The following is a 14,893-nucleotide window of genomic DNA, read 5'->3' as shown; positions in this document are numbered from 1 at the left end:
TTCAAATATATGTCATCGCTGTGAATCTCTTTCCCTATGTTACTTAGAGGGCAAGCTATGACTTATTCCCCTAGCCATCATAATCTGGTTCAGTTTAAGGTTGCTATTTGATGGCACTGAATACTCCTTGTCTTTGGAGTATTCGTGTGTTTGACCACAAAGTAGCTTCTAAGACAATGTCCCCCCTAAAACAGGAATGAAGTCGTTATAACTAGTCATACAGTGTCTTTGAAACTGTTTTCGCCTTTTATTTTTGCGTAAAATATGCACATAAAGTAAAAGGAATACCAAATGAAAAACAGATGGTTAGGTATGGCTTGTACGCTTCCTTTATTGGTTGCGTGCAATAGCGAGAGTTCAGCAATCCCAGTGTCTAGCGAGACCGTATCTCAAAAGCAAATCGATACGATTGTGTCGAACATCAATAAGCTTTATCCAGAGGCAACTCAAGAGCAAAAATTGAGAGCAGCAAAAACCGTAGTACGAGCGATTGAAGAACTTGTGTTTGTTGAAGGTGGTAGCTTCGAGATGGGGGACTTTGGTGCGCCATGCGAAATTCCAAGCGGCACACCAAGTCGAATGGATTGGTCACCAGATGTGCAGTGTTTTAGCTCCCCTAGTACCGGAGAAACCGGTGCTTATAACCTGCACAAGGTAACATTGGACTCATACTCGATTGCAAAATTTGAAACGCGTTTTATTGATATGGAGTGGATGCGTCAAATCAATGGGTTTCCGGTGGCTGCCGATCGAGGGATACACATAATAGAGCGAAATTCCGAACTGTATAAAAAAGTAATTTCAAAATGGAAAAATAATGCGGCGTCAGCAAAGCAGTGGCAAGAAGCGAAAGACTACTGCCAATGGCTAGGTGATGTCAGCACATTACCGTTTGATCTGCCAACGGAAGCACAGTGGGAGTATGCTGCAAGAAGTCGTGGAAAAAAAGTGTATTTCGCCACCAATAATGGCTATGCCCAACTCCAAGATGGCTATTACTTTGATCCTGCATCCGATCGTTATATTGAGTATACCGATGAAGAGGTGAATGCAGCTAAGCGTATCGAAGATGTGGATGCGTATCCACCCAACCCTCTAGGTGTAGCAGGCATGTCGAACCAAATAAGTGAGTGGGTAAATGATTGGTATGCGAAAGATTATTATCTTGTCTCACCAGAGCGTAATCCGCAAGGTCCTGAGTCAGGCACAGAAAAAGTGCTTCGCGATGCCGGAGGAACGACTATGGTTTTCTCTCGTATGCATGACAAGCCAGAGAAAGAAGCATACTTTCCGTCGGTGAGCTTTCGCTGTGCACTTCAGCAAACCTCGCCAGCCAAGTAATGACGCGAAAGAGAGGAAATAGGTCACAACGACCTACTTCCTCTCGTTAGGTTTATTGATACGGCATGTATTCATCGCTAGGTGCGGTAATTTGGGCTTTCTTGCGTGCAAGTGCCTCACCACTTAACGGCGTGTAAGGCTTGCTGGTAGCATCCAGTTTATTTTTCTCTGCTAGCTGCGTCACCCACAAGTTAAAGTCATGCTGCTGGATGTTGTCCAAAATCGCATTAATGCGCGCAAGGTTATCAAACATCGCTTTCTCACCAGCAATAGCATGCCCATCTGGGTTCATGCGTTGCAAAATCTCTTCAAACTTGTGCCAACTGTAAGTGCTTTTACACAGCAATTTATGTATCGCACTCTCTTGCTGTTCATTAAAACTCAGAGGAAATTCCTCTACCAATACATCAAGCATAATTCCAATGGCCTCAGGCAGGAGTTGCTCAAATGGCACTCCTGACAAGGTCGATTCATCAAGAATACGATTAGCCAGTGCAGTGGCTTGTTGTTGACGCTCATTTAGAGACTCAAATTCACGTTTCCAGCGAGCCACACGCTCTTCACCCGCAAAAATGACATCTTCAAAAGACTGTATCGGGTCTGCAATCAAGTCTCTAGCAAATGCAACCAGTGTTGAGTTCACCAAATATTCGTAAGCAAGCGGGTTAATATTGTTAAGCATCCGATAATCAACATACTGCAATCCTTGCAATATGATTTTGGTCAATGCCCAGAGTTGGGTCGTGTCTAACATCGCACCAAAACCGCCGCCAGCACCAAAACCACAAACAATTTGACCTGAGCATTTGACATAAAATTTACCGCCCTCTAGAGCCAGTTGAAACTCAGCGTTGACGCCCACACCCCACGCAATATTACCCTCTGGTTTAACTTCGGCTAATGCTTGAAACTCCGTTTCTTTGCTTTCCTTTTTACCACCTTCCGGCTCATCTGTTGAGGAAGAGGCATTTTTAGGTGGTAGCCACTCAACGCCACCCACTAACTGACCATTGGCCTGCATTCCCGCAAACCCTTGTACCTTAAAACCGACGTCACCTTTAGCCCCTTGGGCAAGGTTCACTTTCGGTGAATACATGACGCCAACGCTCTCGCCATATTCATTGACCTCTCTGCTTTGTTGACGCGCACCCACTGCAACGCTTGCTCTGCCTTCCGCCATTGCACCAGTAAAGCAGCCAATGGCAACTTTGCCGACAAAACGGAAGCGACCAAATGAATAAGTCGCCGTTTTTTTATTTGCATCGAGGTAAGTGAGTCGGATGTGCCAACCTTTCTCGTACGGAAGGTAAAGATTGGCTTCGACTTTGGCTTCTGCGAGCGATACACTGGCCTCTGTGCCAATACCGATGTCGACTCGCCCGTTCGTGGGTTCAAACACGGTCGCAACACTGACCTGAGCACCCCAGCGAAGCAACTGCGCTTCTGGGCTAATCGCAAATCGTGTTTCACCACTTTCCGTTAAGTATTTCTGAGTGGACTTCCATTCGTGGAATTTACCGCCGTCTGCTTTCCATTCGGCAAACTTCGCTTCGACCTTAAACTCTTTGGTGCTCTCTTTGATGTCTTTCGCAATCTCCTGACTCAGACGATTTAAGTCCCCTCGCTTGAGCGCCGCGTGGGCATTACTGTGATGGTAAGACTGGCTCCAACGTGGCTTTTCTCGTTCAAAAAAGGCGTGACGAATGTACACGTAACGACCTTGGTTGATGGAGTAGGCTTCAACAACATGGCGCTTGGCCTTTTGTGTCACAAGCTGAGTTTTATCATTGGTGAAATTGTTCGCCTCAATGCCAAGTTTGGTTGGACTTTCTTCTTTGGGTTTTGCTTTCGTTTCTAGCTTTTTGAATTCATCAATTTTACGGTCTAACTGACGAAGGGTTTCTTTTCTCAGTGTTTCCATCGAGGTTTCTTCAAGCCAACGGTAGCGGTATTGCTCTACAAAAGCTTTTCGCTGTTGCAGTGAAGTGAGTCTGTCTTGAGTTAAATCGAGGTTCGGGTTTGGCTTGGGCTGCGCTGCTCTCATGGCGGCGGCACGTTGTGAAGCTGGGCTTAAAGGGCGGCTGTTATCACCGAAAATACCCGCGTGCATGGCATCTTCAAACCACGCAGTTCTCTTCAAGGTATGTTGCTCAAGTGCTTCTCGGGTCGCCTCTTTATCGCTAGGGGCAGAGCTTAGCAACACTTTATAGCTTTCGACTAAGCGGTCGGTTTCCTTTGCTTCATGCTCTAGCTGATTGCTGGCTTTCTCGTCTAATAAATAATATTCCAGCGGACCATCGCCTGTAATAAAGACCACATCATAAACACTCTCTCCCTTCTTACACAGCGGAGGCGCAAACAATGTGCCGTCGTTAGAGCACGGACGCATCGCTGATACAGGTTCTACTGGGTAGGTAGGCTCAACAGGTTCAACCGCCGATTCATCCGGCAAGATAAGCGCCTCACCGATACGAATAAAATCAGGGTTCGCTTGATATTGAGGATTCAGTTCAAGCAATGTCGTGAAGTCCACCTCTTGCTCAATCGCAATTTGTAGCAATGTGTCACCGGATTTGATAGTGTAAATTTGGCTCATTAGGCGTTTACTCCTTGCCAATGGGCTGAGATTAAGTTCATGAGTTGAGTTTGCGACGACGTTAAATCCCAAATGGATGGTGTGCTCTGCTCTGGTGTGTGCCAGGAGGCGTCTAGCCAATCGCGGTCAAACCATTGGATACGAGTCAACGATGGAAAGAACTGCTGCCTTTGATGGGATGTCATTGACCCGATGAGGGAGACCAGTTTGCGAGGTTCATAAAAACGCATCATCGCCTGTGTCTTACCATACTGCACGACAAGTCGTCGGCGCAAGGACTCGGCCACACTCGCCATATCCATCGAGCTAGGGGTAAAGAGAAGAGAGCCTGAAGGCGTCATTTCTAGGTGGCTTTTAACGCTTTCGAGTGTTTGTTTACTGACAACCTCCGCCAATACCGGCCCATTACCCAAGGCAGCGAATCGAGTGTTGGCAAAAAGTGGAACACTTTCGCCTTCCGATAGGGTTTCCTCCCAGTCCGACCACAACGTAGGTTCAAGCAGTACATAAAGCTTTTCATCCGCGGATGGAAATAGCGGCTTGTTAAGTTGAATGCCCCATTCTGGGTTTAGCTGTGCAGTTGGCATGTTCTTCCACTCCCACAATCACAAATTTCTTGCAGTAACGTGCCGTCTTCAACCAATCCGGTATACGCCGCTGGTGACATCACAGGCATCGCTTTCATCGCCAACGATGGTTTCTTTGGCCTTCTTGTGGAAACGTTGCTGTTGCCGTTTGCCGCGCCGCCCGGATTGATGTCTACCTTGCCACCCGTAGCGGTAACGTTACTTGCACCATCAATCGTGATTGAGGTGCCGTTAAAATGGATGTTGCCACTGCTTTTGAGTACGAGGCTGGAAGCTCCAACTTGCACCTTGATTTCATCCGCAGAGACCACCGCTGTTTCGCCATCAGAGCGGGTAGAGGTATTACCGTTGACTTCGACACTGAGGTGATTACCGACACTGTGTGTGTCGTCTGCGCCCACATCGATGGAGCGCGATGCTTTTATAACCGTATTTTGGTCTTGACCTACGTCCAATGAATCGTCTTTACCAATCAAGGTCTGACGATTTTCGTCAATGTACAAGTCTCGGTTGTTGGCTATTTTCTCGGATTCGTTGGCGTTGTAAGTAACGTGAACGTCTTTCTCAACTCGCTCCATAAAGGTCTGCTTGGTAATGGAAGTTTTATGCCCATCAATGACTTCTTTACGGTCGCCTAAGATGTTGTTTTCTTGGTTGTTGCCGACTTTTAACTCTTCATCATTACCGATATCTCGGTAACGGTTATTGAGCACTTTGGTCTTCATATCTTTTTGAGCACGGAAGTGAACCTCTTCTTGGTCACTCTCATCCTCAAAGTACATTTCGTTGTAACCTTCAGCCTTATGGCTTTGGGTTCTAAACACAGTGCGCGTTTTATTCTCTGGTAGCGGGTATGGTGGCGTGTGTAAACCGTTGTACACCGCACCCGTCACCAGTGGACGGTCTGGGTCGCCTTCTAGGAAGGTCACGATCACTTCATGACCAATGCGCGGCAAATAAACAGCGCCCCAGTTTGGTGCTGCCATTGACTGACTGACACGTAGCCAACATGAGCTATGCTCATCGCTTTGTGCGTAGCGGTCCCAATGGAACTGAACTTTGATGCGGCCATATTCATCGGTGTAGATTTCTTCACCCGCAGGACCAACCACAACGGCAGTTTGAGGACCATCAACGACAGGTGACGCCATTTTAGGTGCACGGAATGTCACATCTCGTGGTAAGCAGACAAACTGATTGTGATAAGTCGTAGGCTCATCGCTCGACTCTTCTTCGTGTACACGAGGGTTAAAGCCCGTGTGCATCACCGTCAACATGAGGTAATCACGGTTGATGTTGGAACGAGGGTGCTGGCTGATATCGAAGCTGTAGCCTGAAGTAAGACGCATGATATCGCTCGCAGCTTCAATCTGATGGCTGTCCACTGTGTATTCGGACATCCACTCTGTTACACGCTGCTGACCTAATTCTGGCGTTGTGTAACGACCAAGATAGTCGTAGCGCTGCAAATCAAAGTTCGGGCCTTCATCCGCACTTTTTCCTTGTGGGATTTTCGGTGTGAGATAGTTGTAATCGCCATAACTGACGATGCCAGTACGAGTACGATGGATTTGCTCAAGGTCGAAAATATGCTCTCGGTCTGGCGTGCCACCACCTTGAGTGTGATAAATCACTGGCCCTAGGTACGAAGCGTTAATAGGCGAGCTGATAAGCTCTGGTATCGCATCGTTGCTATCGACAATGACCATGGAATGTCCAGCGTCGCTATGTTCGAAATAGTACCAAAGGCCATGCTCTGCCATTAATCGCTGCACAAAGTGCTGGTCATTCTCACGGTATTGAAGAACGTACTCTTTCGCTTCATATTGCTCTGACAGTTCAAAGCGGTAATCGCTCATGCCTGCATCATCAAAAACCTGACGAATGATGTCGGGAGCGTTTTGCATCTGGAAGATGCGACAGTCTTGCCGTTGAGTGAGAAACCAAAGGTGCGGAACCAAGGTAATATGATAGCGCGAGAAGCGGCGACCAGAACCTAAATAGCGAAGCTCAGAGATACTGCCGTTAAACTGACGAGCAGTCCCCACACCTTGACCAAACAAGCTCAGAACACCCATTTTTCGGCTTAACATATCAAATGTAATGGCATCATCATCGGACAATACCGTCAGATTCATTTCAAAGGGAGAAGAGATTGTCTCTGTTATTCGAAAGCTTTCGACTTTAAATGCACCGGAGAACCCAGAAACATCAAAGGTGAAATTTACATCATTAACCATACCATTCGGCTCTTATGACAACGAGGAATTGAGCGGAAAAGGTTCACCGCCACACGTTAAATAGTCAAACTGTATCAAGGTAATGCAGCAAGGGCATCGTGACGAACTGACAGGATAAACGCCCTTTCAAAGAGGCTATTTATCTAAACACAGACTTATATTGATTGTCGGCATTCAATAAAGAAAGGATGCATTAGTGATAAGAGCGGCGACTTAATTTTCGCTTGCTCTCATTATGAGAAGTTATTCACATTAAATCTTTGTAGCGAGACATCTGAAGCAACAAAAAGGCATCGAACGTAAAAAGCACTAGACACCACATTGTTCTTCAAGGAAGATACATTAGCATCGCGTACATCGTATAATGGCTATTACCTCAGCCTTCCAAGCTGATGATGCGGGTTCCCGCTGTACGCTCCAGTTCCAAATTCAAAACGCTCATCTCTCAGCACACTCCAGATATCCGTTAATCGGTGCCCTTTCTTTTGTAAATACATAACAACTTGAGATTGATGATGTTCATCTATTGGTCGCTCTGAACCGAAGCGAGCTACTTTACAACGCTTAGTTTGCGCCACATGGTCAAATTCCGCTTGAAGAAGCCTCAAAGCTTGCTCCACTTGCAAAAAATTATAACGTCCACTAGCCAACTTTTGCGCTATCACACTAAACCCTAAATGTTCTTTCATCATAGCTCTTATTGCTCGTTGAATATCTGCACGGTCATCAATTCGCCCGCTCTCGTAAAATGGGACAAAATAAGAGTATAGATAGCTCGGTTTTACAGTAAGCATTAAACGCTGTCGTACGTCTTGTGATGTTGAAGTTGGATATCGTTGTAGGACTCGTTCAATACGGAGCTTTATCTGTGATTCATTATACTTGGGCATTACTGACCTAACCGATGATATGGCATACCAAGTCAATATCTTGCCACCATCAGAGAGCACATTTAAAGTTGGGCATGTGAAGTCAATCGCAAAGCTTGTTATAAATAGCTTTTATCAATTAAACACTTTGAGTAATAAATGTGGATACTTCTTTGTACCTCCACGCACATTAAAATGATCCGTTTCACACCCTTTTGTTTCTTTTGCTGGTGTATTGTCCTTCATTTCATATTGAAACCGTTTTTCACGGCTACAATAGGGGCACCCTATTTTCTTCACTGTAGCGAGAAAATTTTTCGGCGAAGAGTAGAATACACCATGCTTTGAACAACCAATCTTGACGTGAGTGGTTTTGTTTACATACTCAACCTGAGAGTAATCGTACAGGTCACCGTATTTAGCTTGCGCTTTTATTAAAAACTGCTGAGCTCTATGCTTTTCATCAAAAGGCATTTCTGCGATTTACTTAACTGGATGTACCAAGATATGCGCTTGGTGTGTATCTAAATTCCACTCTTTCATCTCTGCGACAAAAAAACCATGTTGATTAATCACATCAATGAGCTCTGAAGCCCTTTCTAGCTGGATAAGCATAGAGAGAGGTGTAACTTGTTTATGACTTTCATCAAAGCCGTATTCTATTTGCTCATCAAGCATATATAGGATGCCCGCCTCCGCTTCCATCCCCTCATCGAATAAACGAGATTCAATCCCTTCAGCATCGTAGAGATAAACCAGTAAGTTGTAGAGTTTTTCTGCCCCAACGAGCTTCGTTTTATTCGCTTGAGAGTTAAGTTCATGCAATTTCATTTCTAAGTTCCCTCCTTTTCTTCTCGCCACATTAAGCATCAATTTGATGTCTTTCTTTACATTGGCAAGCGATTTATCCGTTAGCTTAGGCTTCAAGAACTTAATGAGAATATCATTTCGAGTCGTCACTGGAACATAGCGCTCGGTCGCAGAGACTTTACAAAGCAAGTGAAGCAAAGAGTGGGTCACCACATGATGTAAGTTGTAGTAATAATCAAAATCTCGTTTGATTTGCATGGATGTTTTTTAGTCTGTAAGTGATACCCACCATATGGGGAGGGGCTTTTCGAATTTCAAGGGCAATCAATTCAAGCAATAGACGGGGTAAAACGTGGATATGATAGCTATATTTCGACAAAAAAATAATACGACTTGAGGTGAAGCATAAAGCGCTTCACCTCAATCGCTGACTAATCAGGTACAACCAACTCACCCAATGGCACATACTTCGCTTTCTGCGCTTCGTTATAAAAGACACGCTTTCGAACTGACCAACCATAGCGAAGGTATTTAATGTCCGTCAGGTAGTAACCATCGCCTGACCAATGCGTTTCACGGTGTTCATTGCTTTGCTCTGGATGATTAAGAAAAGCGGTGGATGGATGATTCAAGCACGCCTTACGAAGTTCAGGAAACAAATTACGAGTGTGTTTGGACCACGCCAGTATCAAGGTTCTGACAGTCTTGGTTACGTGGTAGCCTGAGTACGGGTCACTATTTTCTGCATCGTAATCCGTGTAGGTGGCGACAATGACCGCCTTTGCCCACGGTGGAATAGTCAGTGATGCTTGAAACGCTTTCTCCTTCTCTTGATGCTCTCTGTTTTGTCGCTCCCATTCTTGTTGCTCTGCTTGCGCTTTGGCTTCATCTTCGGCTTTAGCGTTCATTTCTGCTTGTTCAAGGTCTTGTTTGGCATTTTCTACAAACGCCGTATCGAACTCGTAGTTTTGAATGGCTTCAATGAGCGACAGGTGGTGCTGGTCGTGCAACCACGGTTTATCTACGTCGTGTTGGTGGCGTAGATAGTAAGCCAGCATATTAAGGCAGTGCGACGCAAATCCAGCATCATTACCACCACAGCCTAAATCTAAGCGGCATTCGTAACGGTCTTCATTATCAAAAAGCACCGTGACTTTTGTTTTATCGTAACCACCTCGTGGATTGGTCTTGGCGACCTCTAAGGCTTTGCGCTCAAAGTCCATAAAGTCATAGTGGGTGTCTTCATCAAACTCATGCGATTCTGACCAATGCACCTTGACCGATATCGGTTTGATTTTCTCTTGCGTTCTCGACGCTTCTATAGATGTATTCAAAATAAAGCTCCCTTGATGTCCGGGCATAAAAAAACCGTGACGTTGTGTCACGGTTAAATCGATGAAAAAGAGCCAGTACTTAAGCTGACGTTATGCTGATATCGTCGTAAGCGTCCATTTCAAAATACGCCAAAAAGTTATGCTCCCACAATTGATAAAGTTCATTTGCCTCTTGTTGGTTTCGCATAGGAATACCGCACGAATACGCTCCGCAACTGTGGAAATCAAAATCCAGTGCTTTTTCTAACTCCGGATAATAATTGCCAATATAAGCAAACTCGGTCACGTATTGGTATTGCCAATCGCCATCAGCGCTTCGAAGCAAACAGATTTCAACAGGGCGAAAACCGCCTCCTTCCGCACTGTAGTTTTTGTTACGAAAGTTAAATACCACGCGATGACTAGAGAGTAAGGACTCTGCAACTTCTCCCTTAAGCGTGATATAAGATGCGAGTGTCTTGACAAGGCATGTCGCTAAGCGGTCCGATACTGGAAACGCTTTGCCTGAAATACGATGAGTGAGGAAACCTATTTGAGTTCGGATTGAAGATTGTTTGGACATAATGAGTCCTCCTATTGGTCGTCAGAGTATTCATTCGATGTCACCATGGGATGTGGTGTGCGTGTCGATTGCACCGCTTTATCGATTAACGCTGCGGATGTGCCAACAAAAGCAGACACAACAATACCGCCAGCGGTTATGGTTCCAATTGCACCAAATACTGGGGCTGCGGTGATCACTCCTGCTACGCTTGCTGTACCAGCGACCGCTTTACCAACTGTTTGATACCAAGACATAAAAACTCCTTTATCATTGAGCATTAAAAAGGGGTTGCCATCGGCAACCCCTTCTGTGAAATAACATAATGTTGAGCTTCTCTCTTTCTTGTAAGAGAAGTTTGCACATCTAGATAATATATATTCATAAATAGCTCAAATCAAAGTAGCTGACTTCCCTCACCTCAACGTGTCAATAGAATGCTTTCCATCCAATCGTCGACTTCACTTTCTACCCACGCTACTGCGCGATCACCTAAATTGACTGATTTAGGGAAAGCATCTTCGCTCATTTTTCTATAGATGGCCGAGCGACTCAGTGCGGTCTTTTCCATTACTTCTTTCAGCTTTAAAAATCTCATGGGATTGACTCCTATTTCTTTTACCCATGGGATAACGCAGTGTGTTAGAAAAAACGTTCAGAGCTCTTTCTCTCCCATCAAATCAATCACTTTCAGATATATGTCCTCTTAGTGAAGTTCCTATCGTTTCACTCTTGGAGGACCTATGTCGACCGATAACCTTCACTACCAAAAACAACAGAAATACCAAGAAAATGAAATCCTAGAGCATGCCGCCGAAATCCTAGCTAACCGCTATGTCCGCGGCGATGCCCTTTGTAATCCGGATGCAACAAAAGAGTATGTTCGATTCAAATTAGCCAGCGCAGAACACGAAGTATTTGCGCTACTATTGCTTGATAGTCAGCACCGCGTCATTGAGTTCAAGCCGCTCTTCAAAGGAACCATTGACTCTGCCAGTATTTATCCACGTGAGGTTGTCAAAACCGTCTTAGAGAGCAACGCAGCCGCCGTCATTCTGGCGCACAACCATCCATCCGGTGACCCATCGCCATCTCAAGCAGATAAACGCATTACACGTAAGCTTGTCGATACTTTAGCGCTGGTGGATGTCAGGGTTCTGGATCACATTGTGGTTGGAGAAAGCAGTGTCTCTTTTGCAGAGAAGGGATGGTTATGATCAATTCAACTTATGGGGACGTTTCGTTAGTACCTCAACTTCATCAACAACTAGAAGCGTTGTTCACGCGTTACAACTTATCCGATGAGGCAAAGCGGCTAGTCTTGAATTGTCGTCAACTGAACTATTATCGGAATGGTCAAGGAATACATCCTGTTGAAGTGCAGTTCAAACGCGCTTCAAGTTCAGAGCCTTGGCAAGTTGTCTTCTTTGCTAGCTTTTCTTACCCATTTGAAGGCGCGCACTCAGTAGAGCCTGAGCTTTATTTCCATTTAGCAAATGGTTGGTGTTACCAACCGGATACTGGCTCAGCTAACCTTAACCATCCAGAGGTTCTAGATCTTTTGCAGATATGGATGAAAACGTTCGCTCGTCACCTTTCAAAAGTAGTTTTTGATGAGATCCATTTATCTATCGTTGGAAAGTGACCTTCTTCCCCTTCATTACGACACATCATGACGCAAGTGCGATAGAGCTCGTCGCAGCAATTTAGCCTAAGACATTGATACGACAGGCTTTGTCGCACCTTTTTGATATCGTCATGCCCAACAGAACGAACCTCGTTGAGCTTACCATGACGCAACCTAACCAAACTCAGTACCACCTTGAGCTTATCTTGGCGATTTACAACCTTATTCCATACAATAAGAAAATCACCGCGAAACAAATCCAAGCTCAACTTTCACCGCTTGGTTTAGAGCGCTCCTTACGTACTATCCAACGCAATCTGTCCGCTATTTGTGCCATGTTTCCAGATGTCATGATAGATGACCGCGATAAACCTTTTGGTTACCAAAAAGCCGAAACGCTTGCATTGAGTACCACTGCTCATGAAGCAGTGCTGCTCTATTGGTTAATCGAGTCAACCAAACATCAACTGCCTAACAGCCTTACTTCTCTACTGGATAACTTTCTCTCAGGTATTGCACCTGAAAACATAAAAGACATTCAAAGTCATTGGTCATCCAAAGTGCATGTTACTGACACTGCGATGAGCGGTGAGCCGCTATACATTAACGTTGGTGTATTCCAAATTGTTTGTTTGGCGACGCTTCAGCAACGTCTTATCTCATTAAAGATAAACGACGGTGACCAGAATCTACATCTAACTAACGTTCAACCAGTCGGTCTTGTACTTCATCACGGAAACGCTTATCTCATTTGGCGTAAACACGCACATACCAAACTAAACACCCTCGCCCTAAGCAACATCCATGAAGCCACGATGTCGAGCTTTCGCTTCGATCTCCAAACCGACGCAACGCTACTGTCTTTGGACGTTCAGCAACTATTTGATGTGACTGACATTCACGTTGAACTCAACACGATACCACCCTCTTACACTCATTATGGAGAAATAGAATGAACCTATCTAAAACCTTACTTGCCACCGCGCTTGTTGTACCTGTCGCCTTAACAGGGTGTGGAGGCTCATCAGACGGACATAACAGTGGTTCTGGTCAGCAGTATCAATTTAGTGGTGCTGTTCAGAAAGGTCCTCTACAGCCGGGCTCTGTTGTAACCATCAACGAACTTAATCAAGACCTCCAGCCAACTGGTCGCAGCTACACAACTCAAATCGAAGATTATGAAGGTAACTACAGCGTGAAAGAGCGATTTAGCACTCCGTATACTGAGCTCGTTGCCCACGGCTATTACTTTAACGAACTAACAAACCATGCTGACGAACAGATGAGTATGAGTGCATTCGTCGATATGAATGCAACCACACAAGTGAACTTCAACGTTGCAACTGCCGCGATGAAGCAATCTGTCATGGCACAAGTACAAGCTGGCACTGAGTTTAACGAAGCGGTAGACAAAGCAACGTCAGATTTGATGAAACTTTACAGCTATGCCCCTGAACAATGGTCAGGTCATATTAACTTCTACAACACCAACCTATCTAATTCTGGCGATACCAGTACGCTACTACTGGTGATCTCTACCAGTACTTTAAAAATGGCTACCGATAACGGACTCACGTTAGAGGAACAAATTGATGAAATTGGTCAGGTGTTGTTAGAGCCTGAGTCGGTCCAGTTTGAAGAAATGAAACAAACACTAACCAAGTACAGTCTTGCACTGTACAAAACTGACGCTTATGAAAACACCCAAAAGTATTTCGCTGATAACGGTCTTGAGTTCGATATTCCACACATCGATTACTTTATCGATGTTGATGGTGATGGCGTACTGCCTAGCAAAGACCTACCTGTGTTCCGCTACACTTCAGGTGTTAATATCGGCTCTGATGAAATCGGAGGACTACGTCCAGCTGGTGCATGGGCTATCGACTACCAAGGTCGCCCGATGACGTTCGAAGTGACAGGTGAATTCCAGCACGGTGAAATCGCAGATATTAAATACACTGATACTGGCGTTAATATTTGGTATCGCCTAACAGATGTAGACTTCGAAGGTCAGTCATTCGAAGACTGCGTTACGGTTAATACAGTAAAACCTGCACCTGCTAACTTTCCATGGAAAGCATGTGTAACAATCGTTAAGAATAACTGATAGATAAAAAGAAAGGGGCTTAGGCTCCTTTCTTTTTTCACACCCAACACATCATTATCTACTGCTGTATGCACACTCGTCATAATATACGATAAATTATTTACTACTTCTGCCAAAACTCCTAGACACCCCTATTGATTGAGTACGTGCTTTAGCTAAATAAACAGAACGATTAAACAACTTTGTGAATACTTCATTTCCTGCTACCACTTCTCCCTCAAAAGTCTGAACTATATAAGTTGCATTTTCTGGTATGTATACCGCTTTATGAGCCTCTTCAAGTTCAATACCTAATACTCGTGACCAAGCACATAATAACATTTGGTATAAGTGCTTACATTTTCGCTCATCTCTAATCACTCGTTTAAAATCGCCTAAACTTTGGAAGTTATCTTTGTTGAGGAAAATCACCAGATGATAGTGTGGATTCTTTGATTTATCGATTTCTTTACACCATACATATCGAAGCCTCTCTTCACTAACAGAGCTAAACCTCCGTTTTCTTCTTTTTAATTCTTCTGTTATTTGGCTTTCTAAAGAACCAAAGAATTTCTTCATATAAGGGAATGTCTCACCAAACTTATAACTATGAGGAAATCTAAGATCCACTCTAAAAGCAAACGTTCTAGGAAAGCTGTTTGTAGCTTGAACTAGTACTTCATAAATCTTGTTTACTCTATCCTCTAACAATTCATTTTCTCTAGACGTTAAATTTATTCCTTTGAATTCTTTTTGTTTAAGTAGTTTGTTTTTACGGTTTGTCATGTGAGTTCTCCTTTTGTTCATAGAGGAGAGAGCTCTGTTATTTTTTAGTAGATACCCAATGAGTTGTTATCTT

General features: G+C 44.5%; 15 protein-coding genes and 1 tRNA gene. 6 read left to right on the top strand and 10 right to left on the bottom strand.

Annotated features, from left to right (window positions below; translation table 11 throughout):
* Positions 1-291 precede the first annotated feature (291 nt).
* Positions 292-1,341 (top strand): formylglycine-generating enzyme family protein, encoded by a 1,050-nt coding sequence (locus tag ACLIIY_RS01265; RefSeq protein ID WP_191116474.1) that lies wholly within the window; start codon positions 292-294, stop codon positions 1,339-1,341.
* A 52-nt stretch (positions 1,342-1,393) separates the two neighbouring features.
* Here the strand turns inward: ACLIIY_RS01265 and ACLIIY_RS01260 are convergent, their stop codons facing one another.
* The 3 genes from ACLIIY_RS01260 to tssI are packed head-to-tail and all read right to left on the bottom strand — an operon-like array spanning position 1,394 to position 6,764.
* Positions 1,394-3,937 carry a LysM peptidoglycan-binding domain-containing protein gene (locus ACLIIY_RS01260; protein WP_191116475.1) on the bottom strand — a complete coding sequence of 848 codons (2,544 nt, stop codon included), beginning with the start codon at positions 3,935-3,937 and terminating at the stop codon, positions 1,394-1,396.
* Complete coding sequence (locus ACLIIY_RS01255) at positions 3,937-4,524, bottom strand: DUF4123 domain-containing protein (protein ID WP_191116476.1); 588 nt, start codon at positions 4,522-4,524, stop codon at positions 3,937-3,939. The genes ACLIIY_RS01260 and ACLIIY_RS01255 overlap by 1 nt, the downstream gene beginning before the upstream one ends.
* The gene (gene tssI, locus ACLIIY_RS01250; protein ID WP_191116477.1) at positions 4,506-6,764 is read right to left on the bottom strand and encodes a type VI secretion system tip protein VgrG; all 2,259 of its coding nucleotides are present in this window, start codon (positions 6,762-6,764) and stop codon (positions 4,506-4,508) included. Before tssI ends, ACLIIY_RS01255 begins: the two co-directional genes overlap by 19 nt.
* Before the next feature lie 350 nt (positions 6,765-7,114).
* Between tssI and ACLIIY_RS01245 the strand changes: the two genes are divergently transcribed.
* Positions 7,115-7,184: transfer RNA gene (locus ACLIIY_RS01245), tRNA-Gly, on the top strand.
* Between the two features lie 584 nt (positions 7,185-7,768).
* Here the strand turns inward: ACLIIY_RS01245 and ACLIIY_RS01240 are convergent.
* The 6 genes from ACLIIY_RS01240 to ACLIIY_RS01215 all read right to left on the bottom strand — a co-directional run bounded on the left by ACLIIY_RS01240 (position 7,769) and on the right by ACLIIY_RS01215 (position 10,916).
* On the bottom strand, positions 7,769-8,107 hold the full coding sequence (locus ACLIIY_RS01240; RefSeq protein ID WP_114867850.1) for a hypothetical protein: 339 nt from the start codon (positions 8,105-8,107) through the stop codon (positions 7,769-7,771).
* 9 nt (positions 8,108-8,116) lie between these two features.
* Positions 8,117-8,701, bottom strand: a complete 585-nt coding sequence (locus ACLIIY_RS01235; protein ID WP_191116478.1) for a DUF2913 family protein — start codon at positions 8,699-8,701, stop codon at positions 8,117-8,119.
* Between the two features lie 173 nt (positions 8,702-8,874).
* Positions 8,875-9,777 carry an LPD25 domain-containing protein gene (locus ACLIIY_RS01230; RefSeq protein WP_224723843.1) on the bottom strand — a complete coding sequence of 301 codons (903 nt, stop codon included), beginning with the start codon at positions 9,775-9,777 and terminating at the stop codon, positions 8,875-8,877.
* 79 nt (positions 9,778-9,856) lie between these two features.
* Positions 9,857-10,339: a DUF2787 domain-containing protein gene (locus tag ACLIIY_RS01225; RefSeq protein WP_122020034.1), complete on the bottom strand. Its 483-nt coding sequence runs from the start codon at positions 10,337-10,339 to the stop codon at positions 9,857-9,859.
* An 11-nt stretch (positions 10,340-10,350) separates the two neighbouring features.
* Positions 10,351-10,575, bottom strand: coding sequence for a hypothetical protein (locus ACLIIY_RS01220; protein WP_039540862.1), 225 nt, complete (start codon positions 10,573-10,575; stop codon positions 10,351-10,353).
* A gap of 164 nt (positions 10,576-10,739) precedes the next feature.
* Positions 10,740-10,916: an AlpA family transcriptional regulator gene (locus ACLIIY_RS01215; protein WP_025542599.1), complete on the bottom strand. Its 177-nt coding sequence runs from the start codon at positions 10,914-10,916 to the stop codon at positions 10,740-10,742.
* Positions 10,917-11,061: 145 nt separating this feature from the next.
* Here ACLIIY_RS01215 and radC point away from each other — a divergent pair, with 145 nt between their 5' ends.
* From radC to ACLIIY_RS01195, 4 genes are all read left to right on the top strand, one after another.
* Entirely contained in the window at positions 11,062-11,535 is a 474-nt protein-coding gene (gene radC / locus ACLIIY_RS01210; RefSeq protein ID WP_050903229.1) for a RadC family protein, read from the top strand.
* Entirely contained in the window at positions 11,532-11,963 is a 432-nt protein-coding gene (locus tag ACLIIY_RS01205) for a DUF2787 domain-containing protein (protein ID WP_039548379.1), read from the top strand. Before radC ends, ACLIIY_RS01205 begins: the two co-directional genes overlap by 4 nt.
* A gap of 113 nt (positions 11,964-12,076) precedes the next feature.
* A complete protein-coding gene (locus ACLIIY_RS01200) occupies positions 12,077-12,901 on the top strand; it encodes a helix-turn-helix transcriptional regulator (RefSeq protein ID WP_122020036.1) in 825 nt (274 codons plus the stop codon).
* The gene (locus tag ACLIIY_RS01195) at positions 12,898-14,055 is read left to right on the top strand and encodes a hypothetical protein (RefSeq protein ID WP_122020037.1); all 1,158 of its coding nucleotides are present in this window, start codon (positions 12,898-12,900) and stop codon (positions 14,053-14,055) included. The genes ACLIIY_RS01200 and ACLIIY_RS01195 overlap by 4 nt, the downstream gene beginning before the upstream one ends.
* 96 nt (positions 14,056-14,151) lie before the next feature.
* On the opposite strand, the gene ACLIIY_RS01190 is transcribed toward ACLIIY_RS01195, so the two are convergent.
* Positions 14,152-14,820 (bottom strand): inovirus Gp2 family protein, encoded by a 669-nt coding sequence (locus tag ACLIIY_RS01190; protein ID WP_191116480.1) that lies wholly within the window; start codon positions 14,818-14,820, stop codon positions 14,152-14,154.
* Between the last annotated feature and the right edge of the window lie 73 nt (positions 14,821-14,893).

This window comes from Vibrio sp. K4 (assembly GCF_051122595.1).
Taxonomy (GTDB): Bacteria; Pseudomonadota; Gammaproteobacteria; order Enterobacterales; family Vibrionaceae; genus Vibrio; species Vibrio owensii.
Note: the sequence above shows the minus strand (reverse complement) of the source record. Positions and strands in the feature narration are given on the sequence as shown.

Excerpts from the sequence above, each read along its gene's own strand:
- ACLIIY_RS01240 (WP_114867850.1), bottom strand. The coding sequence starts at position 8,107 with ATGCCTTTTGATGAAAAGCATAGAGCTCAGCAGTTTTTAATAAAAGCG.
- ACLIIY_RS01215 (WP_025542599.1), bottom strand. The coding sequence starts at position 10,916 with ATGAGATTTTTAAAGCTGAAAGAAGTAATGGAAAAGACCGCACTGAGT.
- ACLIIY_RS01205 (WP_039548379.1), top strand. The coding sequence starts at position 11,532 with ATGATCAATTCAACTTATGGGGACGTTTCGTTAGTACCTCAACTTCAT.
- ACLIIY_RS01225 (WP_122020034.1), bottom strand. The coding sequence starts at position 10,339 with ATGTCCAAACAATCTTCAATCCGAACTCAAATAGGTTTCCTCACTCAT.
- radC (WP_050903229.1), top strand. The coding sequence starts at position 11,062 with ATGTCGACCGATAACCTTCACTACCAAAAACAACAGAAATACCAAGAA.
- tssI (WP_191116477.1), bottom strand. The coding sequence starts at position 6,764 with ATGGTTAATGATGTAAATTTCACCTTTGATGTTTCTGGGTTCTCCGGT.
- ACLIIY_RS01265 (WP_191116474.1), top strand. The coding sequence starts at position 292 with ATGAAAAACAGATGGTTAGGTATGGCTTGTACGCTTCCTTTATTGGTT.
- ACLIIY_RS01200 (WP_122020036.1), top strand. The coding sequence starts at position 12,077 with ATGCCCAACAGAACGAACCTCGTTGAGCTTACCATGACGCAACCTAAC.
- ACLIIY_RS01255 (WP_191116476.1), bottom strand. The coding sequence starts at position 4,524 with ATGCCAACTGCACAGCTAAACCCAGAATGGGGCATTCAACTTAACAAG.
- ACLIIY_RS01220 (WP_039540862.1), bottom strand. The coding sequence starts at position 10,575 with ATGTCTTGGTATCAAACAGTTGGTAAAGCGGTCGCTGGTACAGCAAGC.
- ACLIIY_RS01190 (WP_191116480.1), bottom strand. The coding sequence starts at position 14,820 with ATGACAAACCGTAAAAACAAACTACTTAAACAAAAAGAATTCAAAGGA.
- ACLIIY_RS01260 (WP_191116475.1), bottom strand. The coding sequence starts at position 3,937 with ATGAGCCAAATTTACACTATCAAATCCGGTGACACATTGCTACAAATT.
- ACLIIY_RS01195 (WP_122020037.1), top strand. The coding sequence starts at position 12,898 with ATGAACCTATCTAAAACCTTACTTGCCACCGCGCTTGTTGTACCTGTC.
- ACLIIY_RS01235 (WP_191116478.1), bottom strand. The coding sequence starts at position 8,701 with ATGCAAATCAAACGAGATTTTGATTATTACTACAACTTACATCATGTG.